Source organism: Actinomadura sp. NPDC023710 (genome assembly GCF_040639875.1).
GTDB classification, from domain to species: Bacteria; Actinomycetota; Actinomycetes; order Streptosporangiales; family Streptosporangiaceae; genus Spirillospora; species Spirillospora citrea.
The window spans coordinates 129,962-148,555 of the sequence record NZ_JBFAGB010000003.1; the positions used below are offsets into that span (position 1 = coordinate 129,962).

18 protein-coding genes are annotated in these 18,594 nt (G+C 74.1%); 8 read left to right on the forward strand and 10 right to left on the reverse strand.

What is annotated here, in order from left to right; genetic code table 11:
- Positions 1 to 131 precede the first annotated feature (131 nt).
- Positions 132 to 2,570 (forward strand): GNAT family N-acetyltransferase, encoded by a 2,439-nt coding sequence (locus tag AB0H37_RS04670; RefSeq protein WP_360611381.1) that lies wholly within the window; start codon positions 132 to 134, stop codon positions 2,568 to 2,570.
- Positions 2,571 to 2,704: 134 nt separating this feature from the next.
- Here AB0H37_RS04670 and AB0H37_RS04675 read toward each other — a convergent pair whose 3' ends face one another.
- Entirely contained in the window at positions 2,705 to 2,995 is a 291-nt protein-coding gene (locus AB0H37_RS04675) for a hypothetical protein (protein ID WP_329087671.1), read from the reverse strand.
- Between the two features lie 88 nt (positions 2,996 to 3,083).
- Between AB0H37_RS04675 and AB0H37_RS04680 the strand changes: the two genes are divergently transcribed.
- The 3 genes from AB0H37_RS04680 (at position 3,084) to AB0H37_RS04690 (ending at position 5,736) form a co-directional block, all read left to right on the forward strand.
- Positions 3,084 to 3,665: a DUF5998 family protein gene (locus AB0H37_RS04680; RefSeq protein ID WP_329087673.1), complete on the forward strand. Its 582-nt coding sequence runs from the start codon at positions 3,084 to 3,086 to the stop codon at positions 3,663 to 3,665.
- Positions 3,662 to 4,834 (forward strand): nucleotide pyrophosphatase/phosphodiesterase family protein, encoded by a 1,173-nt coding sequence (locus tag AB0H37_RS04685; protein ID WP_329087675.1) that lies wholly within the window; start codon positions 3,662 to 3,664, stop codon positions 4,832 to 4,834. Before AB0H37_RS04680 ends, AB0H37_RS04685 begins: the two co-directional genes overlap by 4 nt.
- Before the next feature lie 71 nt (positions 4,835 to 4,905).
- Positions 4,906 to 5,736 (forward strand): sulfurtransferase, encoded by an 831-nt coding sequence (locus tag AB0H37_RS04690; protein WP_360611384.1) that lies wholly within the window; start codon positions 4,906 to 4,908, stop codon positions 5,734 to 5,736.
- 16 nt (positions 5,737 to 5,752) lie between these two features.
- Here AB0H37_RS04690 and AB0H37_RS04695 read toward each other — a convergent pair whose 3' ends face one another.
- Genes AB0H37_RS04695 through AB0H37_RS04710 form a run of 4 tightly spaced genes read right to left on the reverse strand, consistent with a single transcriptional unit; the run spans position 5,753 to position 10,478 of the window.
- Entirely contained in the window at positions 5,753 to 8,290 is a 2,538-nt protein-coding gene (locus tag AB0H37_RS04695) for a CHAT domain-containing protein (protein WP_360611387.1), read from the reverse strand.
- Positions 8,287 to 8,733: a hypothetical protein gene (locus tag AB0H37_RS04700; RefSeq protein ID WP_360611389.1), complete on the reverse strand. Its 447-nt coding sequence runs from the start codon at positions 8,731 to 8,733 to the stop codon at positions 8,287 to 8,289. Before AB0H37_RS04700 ends, AB0H37_RS04695 begins: the two co-directional genes overlap by 4 nt.
- Positions 8,730 to 9,254 carry a sigma-70 family RNA polymerase sigma factor gene (locus AB0H37_RS04705; protein ID WP_229810146.1) on the reverse strand — a complete coding sequence of 175 codons (525 nt, stop codon included), beginning with the start codon at positions 9,252 to 9,254 and terminating at the stop codon, positions 8,730 to 8,732. Before AB0H37_RS04705 ends, AB0H37_RS04700 begins: the two co-directional genes overlap by 4 nt.
- 33 nt (positions 9,255 to 9,287) lie before the next feature.
- Positions 9,288 to 10,478: a S8 family serine peptidase gene (locus AB0H37_RS04710; protein ID WP_329087684.1), complete on the reverse strand. Its 1,191-nt coding sequence runs from the start codon at positions 10,476 to 10,478 to the stop codon at positions 9,288 to 9,290.
- Positions 10,479 to 10,808: 330 nt separating this feature from the next.
- Between AB0H37_RS04710 and AB0H37_RS04715 the strand changes: the two genes are divergently transcribed.
- The 3 genes from AB0H37_RS04715 (at position 10,809) to AB0H37_RS04725 (ending at position 13,396) form a co-directional block, all read left to right on the forward strand.
- A complete protein-coding gene (locus AB0H37_RS04715) occupies positions 10,809 to 11,303 on the forward strand; it encodes a DUF3145 domain-containing protein (protein ID WP_179836505.1) in 495 nt (164 codons plus the stop codon).
- A 181-nt stretch (positions 11,304 to 11,484) separates the two neighbouring features.
- Positions 11,485 to 12,255 carry an alpha/beta hydrolase gene (locus AB0H37_RS04720; protein WP_360611392.1) on the forward strand — a complete coding sequence of 257 codons (771 nt, stop codon included), beginning with the start codon at positions 11,485 to 11,487 and terminating at the stop codon, positions 12,253 to 12,255.
- Complete coding sequence (locus tag AB0H37_RS04725) at positions 12,239 to 13,396, forward strand: SpoIIE family protein phosphatase (RefSeq protein ID WP_329087687.1); 1,158 nt, start codon at positions 12,239 to 12,241, stop codon at positions 13,394 to 13,396. Before AB0H37_RS04720 ends, AB0H37_RS04725 begins: the two co-directional genes overlap by 17 nt.
- Before the next feature lie 28 nt (positions 13,397 to 13,424).
- Here AB0H37_RS04725 and AB0H37_RS04730 read toward each other — a convergent pair whose 3' ends face one another.
- Entirely contained in the window at positions 13,425 to 14,327 is a 903-nt protein-coding gene (locus tag AB0H37_RS04730; protein WP_360611394.1) for an MBL fold metallo-hydrolase, read from the reverse strand.
- Between the two features lie 126 nt (positions 14,328 to 14,453).
- On the opposite strand from AB0H37_RS04730, the gene AB0H37_RS04735 reads away from it, so the two are divergent.
- A complete protein-coding gene (locus AB0H37_RS04735) occupies positions 14,454 to 14,882 on the forward strand; it encodes a MarR family transcriptional regulator (RefSeq protein WP_360611396.1) in 429 nt (142 codons plus the stop codon).
- A gap of 75 nt (positions 14,883 to 14,957) precedes the next feature.
- On the opposite strand, the gene AB0H37_RS04740 is transcribed toward AB0H37_RS04735, so the two are convergent.
- The 4 genes from AB0H37_RS04740 to AB0H37_RS04755 all read right to left on the reverse strand — a co-directional run bounded on the left by AB0H37_RS04740 (position 14,958) and on the right by AB0H37_RS04755 (position 18,549).
- Positions 14,958 to 16,265 (reverse strand): beta-ketoacyl-[acyl-carrier-protein] synthase family protein, encoded by a 1,308-nt coding sequence (locus AB0H37_RS04740; RefSeq protein ID WP_179836500.1) that lies wholly within the window; start codon positions 16,263 to 16,265, stop codon positions 14,958 to 14,960.
- A gap of 78 nt (positions 16,266 to 16,343) precedes the next feature.
- The gene (locus AB0H37_RS04745) at positions 16,344 to 16,598 is read right to left on the reverse strand and encodes an acyl carrier protein (RefSeq protein ID WP_179836499.1); all 255 of its coding nucleotides are present in this window, start codon (positions 16,596 to 16,598) and stop codon (positions 16,344 to 16,346) included.
- A 56-nt stretch (positions 16,599 to 16,654) separates the two neighbouring features.
- Complete coding sequence (locus AB0H37_RS04750; RefSeq protein ID WP_179836498.1) at positions 16,655 to 17,623, reverse strand: beta-ketoacyl-ACP synthase III; 969 nt, start codon at positions 17,621 to 17,623, stop codon at positions 16,655 to 16,657.
- Positions 17,620 to 18,549: an ACP S-malonyltransferase gene (locus AB0H37_RS04755; protein WP_360611399.1), complete on the reverse strand. Its 930-nt coding sequence runs from the start codon at positions 18,547 to 18,549 to the stop codon at positions 17,620 to 17,622. Before AB0H37_RS04755 ends, AB0H37_RS04750 begins: the two co-directional genes overlap by 4 nt.
- Positions 18,550 to 18,594 lie beyond the last annotated feature (45 nt).

Consider the following 18,594-nt stretch of genomic DNA (forward strand, 5'->3'; position numbering starts at 1 on the left):
CAATTCTTGGGGCGTGGGCTCGACCGTAACAGCTCTGGAGCCCGGATTAGGTCTCGAACGCGCAGCGAAACCGAGGAAGCCGGTTTTTTCGTCGCGGGGCCGTGACGCATCCGTGCCTTACCCTCGGGTACGTGACCGAGCGTTATCCGGATCAGTGGGAGGCCGACGTCGTCCTCAGCGACGGCGGGACGGCCCATCTGCGTCCCATCCGGCCCGAGGACGCCGATCTCCTCCGCACGTTCCACGCGCGGCTGTCCCCGGAGTCGATCTACTACCGGTTCTTCTCGCCGCGCCCCCAGCTGTCGGACCGCGAGATCGAGCACTTCACCACCGTCGACTACGACCGGCGTGCCGCGCTGATCGCGACGATCGCGGGGGAGATGGTGGCGGTCGTCCGCTACGACCGGCTCGCCGACCGGCCGGAGACGGCGGAGGTGGCGTTCCTGGTGGAGGACGCGCACCAGGGCCGCGGGCTCGGCGCGGTGCTGCTGGAGCACATCGCGGCGGCGGCGCGGGAGCGGGGGGTGCGCCGGTTCGTGGCGAGCGTCCTGCCCGACAACCGCCGGATGACCCGGGTGTTCCGGGAGGCGGGGTACCGGGCGGAGCAGCGCTTCGAGGAGGGCGTGATCGAGCTCGTCCTCGACCTGGAGCCGACCGACACCTCGCTGGAGGTCATGTCGGCGCGCGAGCACCGGGCGGAGTCGCGCTCGATCCAGCGGCTGCTGTTCCCGCGGTCGGTGGCGGTCATCGGGGCGAGCCGGGCCGAGCACAGCGTCGGCCAGACCGTCCTGCGGAACCTGCTCGCCGGGGACTTCAGCGGGCCCGTGTACCCGGTGCACCCGACGGCGGTCGCGGTGGCCGGGGTCCGCGCGTACGCGTCCGTCCTGGAGATCCCGGACGACGTCGACCTCGCGGTCGTGGCGGTGCGGGCCGACGCCGTCCACGAGGTCGTGGAGGAGTGCGCGGGCAAGGGCGTGCGGGGACTGGTCGTCGTGTCGTCCGGCTTCGGCGAGGTAGGAGAGGAAGGACGGGCCGCCCAGGAGCAACTGGTGCGGCTGGCACGCGCCTACGGGATGCGGGTCGTCGGCCCCAACTGCCTTGGGATCGCCAACACCGACTCCGACGTGCGGCTCAACGCGACCCTGGCGCCGACCATGCCGGGACGGGGCCCGGTGGGGTTCTTCTCCCAGTCCGGTGCGCTGGGCATCGCCATCTTGCAGCGGACGGCCGAACGCGGTCTCGGGCTGTCCACGTTCGTCTCCGCGGGGAACAGGGCCGACGTCTCCGGCAACGACCTGATGCAGTACTGGGAGGAGGACCCGGCGACCAGGGCCGTCCTGCTGTACCTGGAGTCGCTGGGCAATCCCCGCAAGTTCGCGCGGCTGGCGCGCAGGCTCGGCCGTCACAAGCCGATCGTGGCGGTGAAGAGCGGGCGCAGCACGCAGGGCGTCCCGATCGGGCACGCGGCGCGGGCGCTGACCCTGCCCGACCACGCGGTCAGCGCGCTGTTCGAGCAGGCCGGCGTGATCCGGGTGGAGGACCTCACGGAGCTGTTCGACGTGGCGCAGGTGCTGGCCTACCAGCCGCTCCCGGCCGGCGACCGCATCGCGATCATCGACAACTCCAACTCGCTCGGCCTGCTGGCGCAGGACGAGGCCGTCGCCCTCGGCCTGGAGGTCCGGCCCCGCATCGACCTCGGCCCCCGCGCCGACGCCGACGACTACGAGGCCGCCCTCGCCGGGGCGCTGGACGACGACACGGTCGACGCGGTCGTGGCGCTGTTCACGCCCCCGACGATCGGCGGCTACGACGTGCGCGTCCCCGAGAGGATCCTCCGGCTGGCCGCCGAGGGCAGGAAACCGATCGTGGCGACCTACCTCGGCACCGAGGGCATGCCCGCCGACCTGCGCGTCACCGGCCCGGACGGGATGGCCGCGGAGGGCTCCGTGCCGTCCTACACGGCGCCCGAGGACGCCGTCCGCGCGCTGGCGTACGTGATCCGGTACGCCCGGTGGCGGCGGCGTCCCTCCGGCCGCATGCCGGTGTTCGAGGACGTGGACCGCGCCAAGGCGCGGGAGCTGGTCGCCGCGTGGCTGGGCGACGGCGGTCCCGTCGAGGTCGCGCCGGAGCAGGCGGCGGAACTGCTGGCCTGCTACGGCATCGGGCTCGCCGGCGGGACGGACGGGGTCGCCACCCGCATCGTCGTCAGGGAGGACCCCTCGTTCGGGGCGCTGATCTCGTTCGGGATCGCCGACGAGACCGCCGAACTGCTGGAGGACCGCGCCTACCGCCTGTCGCCGCTGGCGGACGCGGAGGCCGCGGAGATGATCCGCGCGATCCGCACCGCCCCGCTGCTGCTGGGGCACCGGGGCGCCGACCCGGTGAACCTCGGGGCCCTGGAGGAACTGCTGCTGCGCGCGTCCCGCCTCGGCTACGACCTTCCGGAGGTGGCGCGGCTGGAGCTGAACCCCGTCATGGTGGGCCGGTCCGGGGTCGCGGTGCGGGCGGTGACGCTCACGCTGGAGCGCCCCCTCGGACCGCGGCCCGAGTTGGAGCCGCGCCACCTCTGATTCCGGCCCGGGAGTCCGGGGCCCGGACACCGTCCCGGGTCTCCGGCGCCGCCTGAGCAGAGGCGCCTGTACAGAGGCCGCCTGAACAGAAGGCACGACGGTTCACGCGCACGCGTGAACCGTCGTGCTCGGCGTCAGCCGGGGGGCGGGGGAGGGCTGGGCTCCGGCGTCGGCGGGACGGGGTCCGGCGCGGGCCCGGGCGGGATCGGCTCGGGCCCCGGCGCGGGCGGGGACGGCTCGGGCGGCGGTCCGGGCGGCACCGGCTCCGGCGAGGGGCCGGGCGGGACGGGGCCGGGAGGCCGCGGCGCGGGTCCCGGGGCGGGGCCGGGAGGCGGCTCGGGCGGCACCGGGGGCTGCGGGGGCGGCGCCGGGTCGGGCGTGGGCGGCGGCACCGGCGGCGGGGTCGGCAGGGGATGCTCGTCCATGACCACCCTCTACCCCGCACACGGACATATGACCGTGTGCCGCGGCGGTCATGTGCGCGTCCGGCCCCGGACAGGGCAGGATGGGGCCATGAGGGAAACCCGAGCGACCGTCAGTGGTCTGCGCACGGCGATCGAGCGCAGCGGTTACTACCCGGCCCTGGTCGCGGACGCGGTCGAGTCGGCCGTCGGGGACGAGCACGTCACCGCCTTCGTCGTCCACCACGAGGCGACCTTCGACCCCGCGATGGAGGTGCGGAGGCACGTGACCGTGCTCGTGCTGTCGGCGAGCCGGCTGCTGGTGTGCCACACCGACGAGCACCCGCCCGGCGAGGGCATGACGCGGCCGCACGCGTCCACCACCACCGAGGCCGTGAAGCTGGAACGCGTCCAGTCGGTCGCGGTGACCCGGGTGGTCCCGGACCCGGCCGCCTACGTGCCCGGGGTGCCGCCCACCGAGGTGGTGCTGACCATCGGCTGGGGCGCCATCGCCCACATCGACCTCGAACCCGCGACGTGCGGCGACGAGAACTGCGAGGCCGACCACGGCTACACCGGCAGCGTCACGGCCGACGACCTGTCGCTGCGGGTCAGCGAGGCCGCCGACGGCGCGGACGCCGTGGGCCAGGTGCTGGCCTTCGCCGAGGAACTGTCCGCCGCGACGGCGCAGTGAGCGAGGCGGTCGCAGGGCGGCGCGGCGGGTCCGGACGCGGGGAGGGCGGGTCCCTCCCCGAACCGCCCGTCCCGCGGTACGGCGAGGCCGCGCTGGCCGATCTGCCGTCCTCCGCGCTGGCCGCGCTGGGCGTCCCGGACGCGCCGAACGTCCTGGGCCTGCCCGCCGTGCCGCGCGTCTGCGTGCTGCTGGTCGACGGCCTCGGCTGGGAGCAGCTGAGGGCCCATCCCCGCGAGGCGCCCTTCCTGAACGCGATGGACGGCGGCCCGATCACGGCCGGGTTCCCGGCGACGACCGTCAGCAGCCTCGGCTCGCTGGCCACCGGCGCCCCGCCGGGCGAGCACGGTCTGCTCGGCGTGCAGGTAGCGATCCCCGGCACCGGGCGCTTGATGAACTGCCTGCGCTGGCGGGACGACACCATCGAGCCCGAGACGTTCCAGCCGGTTCCGACCGCCTACGGGCGGGCCGCCGCGGCCGGCGTCGAGGTCGCGTACGTGGCGCACCCCCTGTACCGGGGGTCCGGCCTCAGCCGCGCCACCGCGCGCGGCGCCGACTACCTGTCGGCCAACGGCCTCGGCCAGCTCGTCGGCCGCGCCGAGATGGCCCTGCGCCGCGGCGACCGGGCCTACGTCACCGTGTACCACGCCGACCTCGACGCGACCGGCCACCAGTTCGGGGTCGGCTCCGCCGACTGGCGGCACCATCTGGGGTTCGTCGACCTCCTCGCGCAGCGGATCGCGGACGTGCTGCCGCCGGGCTCGTCCCTGCACGTGACCGCCGACCACGGCATGGTCGACCCGGACGAGCGGATCGACGCCGACACCGTCCCCGAGCTGGCGGAGGGAGTCGCGCTGCTCGGCGGGGACGCCCGTGCCCGCTACGTCTACAGCCGGCCGGGCGCCCACGCGGACGTGCTCGCCGCCTGGACGGCGACGCTGGGCGACCGGGCGTGGGTCGTCAGCCGCGAGCACGCCGTCGAGAGCGGCTGGTTCGGCACGATCGGCCCCGGGATGCTGGAACGGATCGGCGACGTGATCGCCGTCCCGCGCACCGACCTCGCGATCGTGGCGTCCGAACGGGAGCCGTGGCTGGACCGGATGGTCGGCATGCACGGCTCCCTCGTACCGGCCGAGCAACTGGTGCCGCTGCTCACCGCGTCCCGGCCCTGAGACCCCGTGGAGTTGAGATGAACCCGGATTCGCCCCTCCAAAATCGGGGCGACGGCGGCCAAACTGGCGATGTGCACCCTCTCATCGAAGTGCCCGCGCTGGACCGGCTGCTCCGACGGCAGGCGAACGTGGTCCTGCTGGACGTCCGATGGCATCTGGCCGGACCGCCGGGGATCGAGTCCTACCGCAGGGGGCACCTGCCCGGCGCCGTGTTCGTCGACCTCGACCGTGACGTGGCCGGGCCTCCCGGTCCCGGCGGCCGCCACCCCCTGCCGGGCCCGGCCGCCTTCGAGGCGGCGATGCGCCGCGCCGGGGTCTCGGCCGACAGCCTGGTCGTGGTCTACGACGACGCCGACTCCACGGCCGCCGCCCGGGTGTGGTGGTCGCTGCGCTACTTCGGGCACGACCGGGTCCGCGTCCTGGACGGCGGTTACCGCGCCTGGACGGAGGCCGGCCACGCGGTGAGCACCGCCGAACCCGAGGCCAAGCCGGGCGACTTCGTCGCCGCCCCCGGCCGCCTGCCCGTCCTGGACGCCGAGGGCGCCGCGGAGCTGGCCCGGGCGGGCGTGCTGCTGGACGCCCGCGCCGCCGAGCGCTACCGCGGCGAGCAGGAGCCCGTCGACCCCGTCGCCGGGCACATCCCGGGCGCCCGGAACGCTCCCACCTCCGGCAACGTCGGTGTCGACGGCCGGTTCCTGCCGCCCGAACTGCTCCGCGAGAGGTTCGCGCAGCTCGGCGCGACCGACGCCCTCGACGTCGGCGCCTACTGCGGCTCGGGCGTCACCGGCGCCCACGAGATCCTCGCCCTCCACCTCGCCGGCATCCCGGCCGCCCTCTACGTGGGGTCCTGGTCGAACTGGGTGGCCGACCCCGGCAACCCGATCGCCACCGGCGACGGCTGACCCACAGGCGGCGGCTTCAGCCGGCGCCCATGGCCAGGAAACCGGTCGTGGCCGGGGCCCGGGAGGTGCCGGCCAGCGCCCGTGAGGGGGTCTTCCCGGTCGCCAGCGCCGTGTGGAAGGCGGTCATGAAGGCCGGGGTCGCGTCGTCCCGGACGGGCAGAACGCTGGCGATCACGGTCGCGGTGCCCAGGGCCAGCAGGGCGCCGGCCATGCCGAGGACGGCGTCCCCCTCGTCGGCGCGGCCGATGTCGCACGCGGACAGGACGATCAGGTGCGGCGGATCGGCCAGCTCGTCCAGGTCGTGGACCATGAGGGGGCCGTCGGCCAGGCGCAGCCGGGAGAACAGGGCGTTGCCCTGATGGAACTCGCCGTGCGCGGCGATGTGGGCGAGGGCGGCCCCTTCCAGGGCGTCGCGGACGGGTTCGGCGCGGGCGTCAGGGCCGTCCAGGACGACGGCGCCGGGGTGGAGGCGGCGGAGGGCGGCGATCTCGCGGTCGGCGTGCTGCAGGTCGGGGCCCGCCACGAGGACGGCGTGCCCGCCGGAGGGGGCGCGCGTGCGGGCGTGGAGCCAGGCCCCGGCGGACGGGACGACAGTGAACGGGCGCCCCGCCAGGGACGGGAGCGCCGCCCAGGGCAGCCCGTGCAGGACTCCCGTCGGGGCGATGACCAGCTCGCGGTCGCCCAGGACGGGCCGCAGCGGGGCGAGCAGGAGGCGGTCGAGGCGTTCGGCCGCGCCCGCGAGGGCGGGCGGCGCGGGCGGCCCGCCGTCCTCGGCGAGGCGGCGGGCGGCGAAACGGAGCAGGCCGGTCTCGCGGCGCGCCCCGTCGCCCGCGCCGAGGCGGTGGCGGCGGGTCCGGCCGCCCGCGACGGTGACGGCGTGCAGCTCGTCGCCGATCGCGATCAGCTCGACGAGGGCGCGGTCGCCGAGCGCGGCGGCGACCGCGCCGGCCGCGGCCGGGCGGCCCGGGGACGCGCCGGACGGGCGGCGGCGCGTCCGCTCGCGGATCTTCGCCTCCAGCGCGGTCAGGCGCGCCTCCCGCGCGGCCGGGTCGGCCCCCGGCGCGGGCGGGGTCCCGCCGCGGGCGGTGTCGGCCGTGCGGTCGACGCTGAGGGCGCGCAGCGCGGTCAGCGCCGCGGCGCGCCCCGGGTCCTTGGGCGGGCGGACGCGGACCGGCCGCGCGATCGCCCGCCGCCGCTCCTCCACGGCGAGCAGTTCCCGCGCCGACCCGGCCAGGCGGAGGCCGAGCTCCGCCAGCTCGGTGGCGAGTCCCGCCGCGCGGGCGCGCAGGTCGAGCGCGTCCAGGACCTCCGCATGCTCCTCGGTCACCTCCAGCCCGGCCCTGACCGCCGCCACCGCGCCCTTGCGGGCGTCACGGGAGGAGTGTTCGAGGGCTATCGCGTGCCAGGCGGCGATCCTGCCCGAGGCCGGACCGCTCGTCCGCCGGACGGGGGCCAGCAGGTGACCTGCCGGGCGGCCCAGCGACAGCGCCACGCGCGCGGCGACGATACGGGCCTCGTCGGCGGCGTCCACCCAGCCGCCGCCCTCCAGCCGTTCCGCCGCGGCCGTGGCCGAACGGAGCAGGACGGCGGTTCGCTCGCCGGACGCCCACCGGGCTTTGAGCAGCACATGCTCGACAAGAAGCGCCCATCCGGTGCGCTGCTGCTCGGTGAACGTCGTGCGGGCCCGCTCCGCCGCCACCGTGGCCTCCTCCGCGTTGCCGTCGGCCAGCTCGGCGTGGGCGAGGAGCAGGTAGCCGTCCGCCGTGTCGCATCGGTACCCGTTCGCCGTGGCCGCGTCCAGGGCGGCGGTGAGGACGGGACGCGCCTCACCCGGCAGGCCGGCCATGATGAGCGTCTCCGCCTGGTCGAACCGGCACTGCGCCAGGCGCTCACCGGTCAGGCCCTGTTCGGCCTCCGCGAAGAGGCGGAGCGCGCGCGGGACGTCCCCACGCCGCGCCACCGTGAAAGCCAGATTCCCCTTCGCCATGGCCGTCTGGTGGCGTAACCCGGCGGACTCGGCGACGGCGACGGCCTCGGCCAGCGCCTCCTCCGCGCCGTCGTAGTCACCGCGGAACACCCGCGCCAGGCCGAGGTTGGTGAGCAGACCGTTGAGCGCCGCCGGATCCTGCCCGGCACGCAACCGGGGCAAGGCCTGCACGGCGACTTCGTGTGCCTCCTCCAGACGTCCGGCCCGTGCCAGCGCGCCCGCCTTGTTGGCGGCCAGACGGTCGGCGTCGGGCCCGTGCAGGACGGTCTCCGCCCGCCGCGCGTGGGCGAGCGCCCCGGTGACGTCACCGCTCGCCGTGAGCAGCCCCACGAGATTCATCCGCACCTGCGCCGCCGCATACGGGTCGGACCCGGAGGCCAGTTCCAGGGCGCGCTGGAGGAAGGCGAGCCCTTCGTCCAGCCGGCCCAGCTCCTTGGCGGCGAGGCCGGCCACGCGCAGTGGCAGGATCCCGCCGCCGTCCTCCAGCAGCGCGAGCGCCCGCGTGAAGGCGGTCGCGGGATCCCTCGCCGCCATCCGCAGCAGGACGCGCTCGTCCTGCCCGGTCACAGCCGGATCCAGCTCGTGACGATCGAGGTGCCGTCGTCCAGCCGCAGGATCAGGCTCACCAGCCCGGCGGGCACGCGAGGCAGCCAGAACATCCCCTCCGGCTCCGTGCGCGCCGTGATCCCGCCCGGCGCCAGGTCGCGGTGCCGGACCTCGACGAGCGCCTCCGCGGGCGGGACGAGCCGCCCGTGGATCTCCCGGAGCCGGCCGTCCGGCGTCACCTCGATCTCGACCGTCGCGTCGGGGCAGGTGAACGTCAGCGTCCGGGCCGGGCCTCCCCGCACCCCCGCCGCGGGGCCGCCCCGGTCGTGCTCCAGCTCCGCCAGCCGCGCGGCCGGCGCCCGCCACGCGATCGACGCGCGGGCCGCCGCGAGGACGGCCGCCGGCACCGGGTCGAGGATCCGGAACGTCTCACGGACCCCCGCCATCAGCTCGTCGTCGTTCACGGGACGAGCCTCCGCAGCGACTCCAGGCAGCGCGCCCGCGTCGGGCCGACGCTGCCGACGGGGATCCCGAGGGCGGCGGCCAGCTCGGCGTGGCTCGGCGCGAGCGCGAACAGCCGCAGCAGCGTCCGGCAGCGCAGGGGCAGCCTCTCCAGCGCCGCGCCGACCATGCCGAGCCGCTCGCGCGCCGCGACCACCCGCGCGGGGTCGGGCTCCGGCTCGCGCGGCGCGGGCACCGACGGAAGCGTGCGGCCCCGCCGGCGTGCCAGCCGCAGGCTCTCGTGGCGCGCCGTCGTGGCGAGCCAGCACGCCGCCGCGGCGGGCTCGCGGAGCTCGTCGATCCGCTCCACCAGCCGCAGCCACGTGGTCTGCACCGCGTCGCCCGCGTCGGCGTCGTTCAACCCGTACGAGCGCGCGATCGACCACAGCAGCCCGCTGTGCCGCTCGACCAGCCGGGCCCACGCGTCACCGTCGCCGTCGCGTGCCCGGACCACCAGCTCGTCCGTATCGTCCCTACGGGCCACCGAAGTCTCCTCCCGAGGCCCCCCGCTCCCCTTTCACCCTATGACATCGAGCGATGACGCGGCGTGCACTTCGGTGCCGAGGCCGGGAAGTACCGGGTGCCGTGCGGGATCGAGCACGCGGTCGGCCGCCTCGGACGCGCCGATGCCCTCCTCCGCAGCGAGGGCGGCGATCCGTCCCGCCACGACGGGCGTCGCGAACGACGTCCCGCTCCATGTCGCATAGCCGTCGAACCGGTCGGGATCGGTACCGTCCACCGCGGAGCGCGGGCCGTCGAACCGGACGAAGGCACTGGCCACGCCGACGCCCTGCGCGCAGGCGTCCACCCACCATCCGTGGTTGGAGAACCAGGCCCGGTCGTCGCCGTCCAGGGCGGCGACGCCGATGACCGGCTTCATCGCGGCGGGCCAGAACGGGCGGTCCGTCGCGGTGTTCCCCGCGCACGCCACGACGACCGTGCGGCGGCCGAGCGCGGCGATCGCCTGGGAGAGCACCGGCGAGGGGCGGTCGTCGTAGGTGTGGCAGCCGAGCGAGATGTTGACGATGTCGGCGCGGCCCCGGGCGGCGAGCCACTCCAGCGCCCGGATCACGTCCAGCTCGTCGCCGATCCCGTGGCCGTCGATGACGCGGCGGGCCCGCAGCGCGGCGGACGGCGCCTGGGACAGCACGACGCCCGCGATGAACGTGCCGTGCCCCGCCTGCGCGTCCAACTCGAAGTCCAGATCGGCGTCCAGGACCTCCGCCGCCTCGTCGCGCTGCTCGCGGTACCACTCCTCGCCCTCGTACCAGGGGTGCGGCGACAGCCCGGTGTCCAGGATCGCGACCGTCACGTCCCGCCGGACCGGGCCGCCTTCGGGCGCGGGCAGGGGAGGGGCCGGGCGGGGCAGGTCCGCGGGCCCGCTCCACCACATCGGCTGGCCGAGGACGAGGTGGTTCGGCGCCGCGCTCAGCCGGCGGTGCCGCCGGTCCGCGCCGCCGAGGACGGCCGCCAGCTCGCACACGTCGACCTTCGCGGGGGCGCGCAGCCGCAGCCGCGTGACGCCGCCCTCGTCGTCGCGCGAGTCGTACCAGCGCCGGACCAGCGACTCGGCGGCGCCCGCGTCCCGTCCCGCGACCAGGATCTCGTCCCGGCGGATCAGCGCCGGTCGCCCCGGCATCGGTTCCACCACGACGGCGTCCGCGTGCCGCGCCAGCACCCGGTCCAGCCGGGCCTGTTGATCGAACATCGAGCCTCGCCCTCTCCGCACCGACCCTTTCGCTCATCGTGCCGGAACGATGACGCTCCGTGCCGGGAAACGGGCGGAACGCGGGCCGATGACGGCTCCGTGACGAGTCTCACCCCGGGAGGGGGGCACACCTCTCTCCCCTTCGCAATAGTGGATCTTGCCGGAGTCGCCGGGTGAACGATGTGCATCCTGTGTTCAAGCGTTCAACAAACTGCGAACTCACGGTGGTGCGACTCCGGCCGATGATGCACAATGAGGGACGCGGACGCCGACTTGGGACGTACGAGGCCGTAGGGGAAGACGAGCCTCGGTACAGATCCAGGAGGTCCGGTGACCGCACGTGGCGTTTTTTACGTCCACTCCGCGCCACCTGCGCTGAGCCCGCACATCGAGTGGGCCGCCGCAGGTGTTCTCGGGGTGCCCGTTTCCCTTGAGTGGGCAGATCAGCCGGCCGCGCCCGGAACGCTGCGCGCCGAGCTCCATTGGGAGGGCAGGCCCGGTACGGCGGCGGGCATCACCTCCGCGCTGCGCAACTGGAAACTGGTGCGGTTCGAGGCCACCGAGGATCCGACGCCCGGCACCGACGGCGTCCGCTTCAGCTTCACCCCGACCCTCGGGGTGTTCACCGGGGTCATCGGCGCCAGCGGCGACATCATGATCCCCGAGGACCGGCTCCGCGCGGTGATGGCGAACGCCGCCGTCGGCAAGGCCACCCTGGAGCAGGAGCTCGACCGGCTGCTCGGCACGCCGTGGGACAACGAGCTGGAGCCCTTCCGCAGGGCCGGCGACGGCGCCCCCGTCCGCTGGCTGCACGCCGCCGTCTGACGGACCCGCCGGCGCGGAGCGTGCCCGTCCCGCAACCCGCACGCTCCGCCGCGGAGGACGGTCATGCCCGCCACCGGTCGGCCCGGGAGGTGTGGAGGCGCGAGCCCCGGGGCAGGCTGGAAAAGTGTCCGTTTTGACCCGCAACAACGTTCATGACCTGGGCCGACGGTCAGGTCAGCCCATGATCTTCGCGCACGGGTTCGGCTGTGACCAGACGATGTGGCGGCTCACCGCACCGGCCTTCGAGGCCGACCGCCGGGTCATCCTGTTCGACCACGTCGGGATGGGGAACTCGGAGCTGTCGGCCTACTCGGCCGACCGGTACGACGCCCTGGACGCCTACGCCGAGGACGTGCTGGACATCGTCCATGAACTGGACCTGCGCGATGTGATCTTCGTCGGGCACTCGGTCAGCGCGATGATGGGGGTGCTGGCCGCCAACCGGGAGCCGCATCGCTTCGCCGGCCTCGTGCTGGTCGGCCCCTCTCCCCGCTACATCGACGAGGGGGACTACGTCGGCGGGTTCAGCGGCGCCGACATCACGGAGCTTCTGGAGTCGCTGGAGAGCAACTATCTCGGCTGGTCGAGCCGGATGGCGCCGCTGATCATGGGGAACGCGGAACGGCCCGAGCTGGGCCAGGAGCTGACCAACGCCTTCTGCCGTACCGACCCCGACATCGCGCGGCAGTTCGCCCGCGTGACCTTCCTGTCCGACAACCGGGCCGACCTGCCCGAGCTGAGCGTCCCGGCACTGCTCCTGCAGTGCTCGGAGGACATCATCGCCCCGGAGGCGGTGGGGGACTACGTGCACCGTGCCATCCCCGGAAGCGAGCTGGTGCGGCTGCGGGCGACCGGGCACTGCCCCATCCTGAGCGCGCCCGAGGAGACGATCGACGCGATCAAGGCCTTTCTGGAGAAGGTTCCGGGTGGCCCCGATGTCCGGCACGGATGACGAACTCGCCCGCCTGCGGGACCTCTACGAGCACGCGCCCTGCGGCCACCTGTCGCTGAGTCCTCCCGGGACGATCACCAGGGTCAACCAGACGTTCCTCGACTGGACGGGCTACCGCGCCGAAGAGCTGCTCGACGGCACGCGCTTCCAGGAGCTCCTCCCCGTCGGGGACCGCATCTACTACGAGACGCACTTCCGGCCGCTGCTGACCATGCAGGGCGAGGTCCGCGAGATCGCGGTCGACCTGAAGTGCGCCGGCGGCGAGCGGCTGCCCGCGCTGGTCAACTCGACGCTGCGCCCGGAGGAGCCGGGCGGGTCCCTCTCCGTCCGGATCTGCGTCTTCCTCGCCACGGACCGCCGGGAGTACGAGCGGGAACTCCTCAACGCCCGCCGGCGCGCGCGGGAGTCGGAGGCACGCGCCCGGCAGCTCGCCGAGACCCTTCAGAGCAGCTTCATCCCACCCGCGCTGCCGTCCGTGCCCGGCCTGGAGGTGGGCGGCGCCTACCGCCCGGCAGGGGCCGGCGACGAGGTGGGAGGGGACTTCTACGACCTGTTCGAGATCTCTCCCGCCCGGTGGGGGCTGGTGCTGGGGGACGTGTGCGGCAAGGGGGCCGGGGCCGCGGTGGTGACGAGCCTGGCGCGGTACACGGTGCGGGCGGTCGCCACGGAGGCCGAGTCGCCCGCCGACGTCCTCCGGAAGCTGAACTCGTCTCTGCTGAGCCATGGCGAGGAGCGGTTCTGTACCGCCGTCTACGCCGGCATCGAGTGCGGTCCGGGCGGCGGGCCGCTCCTGACCGTCTCGCTCGGCGGCCATCCCGCGCCGCTCCTGGCCACCCCCTCCGGCGAGGTGCGGCCCATCGGCCGTCCCGGCGACCTGCTCGGCCTGCTCGACGACGTGGTGCTGGCCGACGAGGCCGTGGAGCTGCGGTCCGGCGACGCCGTCCTGTTCTTCACCGACGGTGTCAGCGAGGCGCGCCGCGGCCGGGAGTTCTTCGGCGAGGACCGGCTCGCCGCCCTGCTGTCCGACGTCAGGGCCCACGCCGCCGACGCCATCACCGGACGCATCGTCGACCGCGTCCTCGGGTTCCAGGACGGCGTGCCGCGCGACGACATCGCACTCGTCACCCTCAGGGTCCCCTAGTCTCGGAGCCCGCACGCGAGGGTCGTGGTCACGGGCGGTGCCAGGCCGCGGGGGAGGCGTCCGCATCCACGGGACGCCACGCGGGGCCGTCGCCGTCCCGCCGGACCCGCCCGAACACCACGTCGGCGAAGTGGACGCCGAAGCCGATCGTGCCGGGCTCCTCCAGCTCGGCGACGAGGCGGCGGCGGTGGTCGGCGGACCGGGCGGGGTCGTGGTCGACGGACGCGGACCATTCGGGGTGGTCGATCTGGATCGGTGAGTGCAGGGCGTCGCCGAACGCGATCAGCCGCTGTCCGCCCGAGGTGACGACGTACTCGGCATGGCCGGCCGTGTGCCCCGCGGTGATCCGGACCCGCACCCCCGGGAAGATCTCCTGGCCCTCTGCCACCGTCCTGACGCGCGACGCCATGGCGGTGACCTCCTCGGCCATCACGTCGCGCTCGGCCCATTCCGACTCGGACACCAGGTAGTCGGCGTGGGCGAACACGGGGCGGTCGCTCCCGGGGGCGGGATGCCAGGCCCAGCCGAGGTGATCGGAGTGAAGGTGGGTGAAGGCGACGGCCTCGATCTCTTCCGGCCCGCGGCCGAGTTCGGCCAGGCTCTCCAGAAGCGCGCCCCCGTGGATGTCGCCGCGCGGGGTGCTCGGGTCGGGCGGCAGCGACTGCGGCCCGAACCCCGCGTCGATCAGCAGGGCGCGGTCGCCGTGCTCCACCAGCAGGCCGCCGATGCTCGCCACGAGGTGACCGGAGGCGTCCAGGTAGTCCGGGTGGGTGATCCACACCTCCTCGGTGGTGTCCGGGAGCCAGCCGCGCGGAGGGAGCCGCACGGCGCCGTCCGGTACGTAGGAGACCCTCATGTCGCCCAGCGTGAGCGAGTGGATTCCCGCCGGCCGCCGCAACCGCTCGGCCTGGTCGACCACGGAGTTCGTCATGATCCCTTCCCTTCTTCGGTGCCAGGTCGTCGCCGACCCCGCGGCGACGGCACCCACCATAAGCATCAAGCTAGAAACATTCAAGCTCTAATTATTATGACTTGATGCACTTGCTAGGATGGGGGCATGACAACGCCCCGGGAGCCACAGGCGGCCGCCGAGCGCGAGGTGTGCGGTCTGGTGAACGGACTGGCCCAGCAGATCGCCGATCACGTACGCGACCGCGCCGTCACCCTGGGCCTCACCGCGGCGCAGGCCACCGCGCTGCGGGAGATGACCGGACCGATGACCATGCGGGAGCTCGCCGAGCGCATGAGCTGCGAGCCCTCCAACGCCACCTTCGTCATCGACAAGCTGGAGAAGCAGGGACTGGTCGAGCGCCGGGCCCATCCCACCGACCGCCGCGCCAAGCTGCTCGTCCTCACCGCTGACGGCGACGTGCTCCGCGAACGGCTCCTCGAACTCCTCGTCCAGGACTCACCGCTGGCCGGCCTCACCGCCGAGCAGCAGCGCACCCTTCAGGACCTGCTCGAGCAGGCCATCACCCGACGGTGAACCGACGCGTCGGGTCTGTGCACGCGCGAACGGCCCGACGGGTCGAAACCCGTCGGGCCGTTCGGTGAGGATGGCTCAGAGAGCGCGCTGGAAGGCGACCGACACGTTGTGGCCGCCGAATCCGAACGAGTTGTTGAGCGCCGCCGCCGGGCCGTCCGGGAGCTTGCGCGGCTCGTCCCGCACGATGTCGAGGTCGACCTCGTCGTCGAGGTCCTCCAGGTTGGCCACGAACGGCACGAGGCCCTCCTTGAGCGCGAGCACCGTGAAGATCGACTCAAGCGCGCCGGCGCCGCCGAGCATGTGCCCGGTCATCGACTTGGTCGCGGTGATGACCACCTGGCGCGCGGCCTCCTCGCCGAGCCCCGCCTTGATGGAGGCGAGCTCCGCGACGTCGCCGGCGGGGGTGGAGGTGGCGTGCGCGTTGATGTGGACGAGGTCGCCGGGCTCCAGGCCCGCGTCCTTGAGGGCCCGCTGCATCGCCTTGGCCTGCCCGGCGCCGGACGGGTCGGGCAGCACGATGTCGTAGGCGTCGCCGGAGTAGCCGCAGCCGGCCGCGATGCCGTGGACGTTCGCGCCGCGGGCGCGGGCGTGCTCCTCCGATTCGAGGATCATCACGGCGGCGCCCTCGCCGAGCACGAAGCCGTCGCGGTTCTTGTCGTAGGGCCGGGACGCGCGCGCGGGCTCCTCGTTGCGGGTCGACATCGCCCGCATCGCCCCGAACGAGGCCATCTGCAGGGGGTGTATGCACGACTCGGTGCCACCGCAGATCACCACGTCGGCGCGGCCGGCGCGGATCATGTCGATGGCGTACCCGACCGCCTCGCCGCTGGACGCGCAGGCGCTGACCAGGGCGTGCGAGCCGGCCATCGCGCCGAACTCGATGCCGACGTGCCCGGAGGCGCCGTTCGGCATCAGCATCGGGACGGTGAAGGGCGAGACCCGCGACCAGCCCTTCTCCCGGAAGACGTCATAGCTGTTGAGGGCGGTGTGCAGGCCGCCGATGCCGCTGGACAGCACCACGCCGAGGCGCTCGCCGTCGACCGTGAAGCCGCCGTCGACGCCGGCGCGGTCCATGCCCTTCTGGGGCTTGCCGCCCGTCGGCGCGGCGAACCCGGCGGACGTCCAGGCCTCGCGCGCGGCGATCAGGGCGATCGCCTGGTTGCGGTCGAGACGCCGCAGGTTCTGCTTCGGCATCACCTCGGACGGGTCGACCTTCAGCGTCGCGGCGAACCGGACCGGCAGGTCCTCGACCCCCTCCCAGTCCAGCTTGCGGATACCGGACTCGCCGGCGAGCAGGGCGGACCAGGTCGACGGCATGTCGCCGCCGAGTGGGGTCGTTGCACCGAGACCGGTCACCACGACCCTGGTCTGGCTCTTGCTCATAGTGCGTGCTCCTTGCGGACTGTGAGGGGAGGAGGGAGGGCGCGCCGCCTCCCGGGTGGCGGCGCGCCCTCCTGCGGCTCAGCTCTGCAGGTTCTGGACGAAGTTGATGACGTCCTTGACCGTCTTGAGGTTGCGCAGCTCGTCGTCGGGGATCTCGACGCCGAAGCGGTCCTGGGCGGCCACCGCGATCTCCACCATCGACAGCGAGTCGATGTCGAGGTCGTCGATGAAGTTCTTCTCCGGGGTCACCTCGGACTTGTCGATGCCGACGATCTCATCGATGATCTCCGCGAGGCCGTCCAGAATCTCCTGTTCGGTGGCGACTTCTTTCATGTTCCTGGGTTCTCCTTCGGTGGGTTGGTCCAGAGCCTGCGAGCAGGCGTGACGGCCTACGGGATCTGGATGACTTGGGCAGCGTAGGACAGCCCCGCACCGAATCCGACCAGCAGGGCCGGGGCGCCGGACGGCACGTCGCCGCGTTCGATCATTCGGGACAGCGCCAGCGGGATCGAGGCGCCCGAGGTGTTGCCGGACTGCCTGATGTCGTCGGCCACGACGGCGTTGGACGCCTTCACCTTGCGGGCGATCGCCTCGATGATCCGCAGGTTGGCCTGGTGCGGGACCACGGCGGCGAGCTCTTCGGGCTTGACCCCGGCCCGCTCGCACGCCTGGATCGCGATCGGCGCGATGGCGGTGGTGGCCCAGCGGAACACCGCCTGCCCCTCCTGCCGGATGAACGAGTTGCGGTCCTCGATGATGATCTTGTCGTACTTGTCGCCGGCGCTGCCCCACACGACGGGGCCGATGCCGGGGGTCTCGCTGGCGCTGACGACCGCCGCGCCCGCGCCGTCGGCGAAGATGATGCAGGTGGAGCGGTCGGTCCAGTCGATCCACTGGGACATCTTCTCGGCGCCGATGACCAGCGCGTTGCGGGCGCTGCCCGCCCGGACGGCGGCGCTGGCGGTGGCGAGCGCGTAGCAGAAGCCGGCGCAGGCGGCGTTGAGGTCGAACGCGCCGGGCGCCTCGATGCCGAGGCGGTGCGCGATCTGCGCGGCGTGGCCCGGCATCGGCGTCTCGGCCGAGCAGGTCGCGAGGATCACCAGGTCGATGTCGGAGGGGGCGAGGCCGCTGCCCGCCAGCGCCTTGCCGGCGGCGTGCGCGCCGAGCTCGACGATGCCCTCGTCGTCGCCGGCGATGCGCCGCTCGGTGATGCCGACGCGGCTGCGGATCCACTCGTCGTTGGTGTCGACGGTCTGCGCGAGGTCGTCGTTGGTGACGATGCGGGCGGGCCGGTAGTCGCCGAACGCCAGGATGCGGGCGCCGGGCGCCGCCTCGGGGATGGTGAGCGCTGCGGTCATGACGCGTCCGCCTCGATCAGTTCGCGGGCCTTGTCCAGGTCGGCGGGGGTCTTGAGGGCGACCAGCTCGATGCCCTTCAGCTCGCGCCGGGCCAGGCCGGTGAGCGTCCCGGCGGGCGGCAGCTCGATGATCCCGGTGACGCCGAGCTCGCGCATGGTCTCCATGCACGCGTCCCAGCGGACGGGGGCGCTGACCTGCTCGACGAGCCGGGCGACGAAGTCGCGGCCGCTCTCGACGACGGCGCCGTCGCGGTTCTGGAGCAGCTTCGCCCGCGGGTCGGCGACGGGCACGCCGGGCGCGAGGCGGCGCAGGGCCCCGACGGCGGGCTCCATGTGCTCGGTGTGGAAGGCCCCCGCGACCGACAGCGACCGCAGGCGCGCCTTGGGGGGCGGCTCGTCGGCGAACTTCGCGAGCCGCTCGGTCGTCCCGGCGGCGACGATCTGGCCGGCGCCGTTGACGTTGGCGGGGGTGAGGCCGTGCTTGTCGATCGCGGCGAGCACCTCGTCGGCCTCGCCGCCGAGCACGGCCGTCATCCCGGTCTCGGTGACGGCGGCGGCCTCGGCCATCGCCCGGCCCCGCTCCCGGACGAGGACCAGCGCGGCCTCGGGGGTCAGCACCCCGGCGATCGCGGCGGCGGCGAGCTCGCCGACGCTGTGCCCCGCGACGGCGTCCGGCCCCGTCCTCCCGCCCGGGGCGCCGTCGTAGAGGGCCTCGGACGCGGCGAGCGCGGCCGCCACGAGCAGCGGCTGCGCGACCGCGGTGTCACGGATCTCCTCGGCGTCCGCGGACGTCCCGTACCGGACCAGGTCCAGACCCGTGACCGCCGACCACCAGGCGAACCGGTCGGCGACTCCGGGTTTCTCTAGCCATGGCTGCAGGAAGCCGGGGGTCTGGGCGCCCTGGCCGGGCGATGCGAGGAGAATCACAGCGTCCAGCCTGCCGTCATGTGCCCGCGCCCACGATGCCGATCA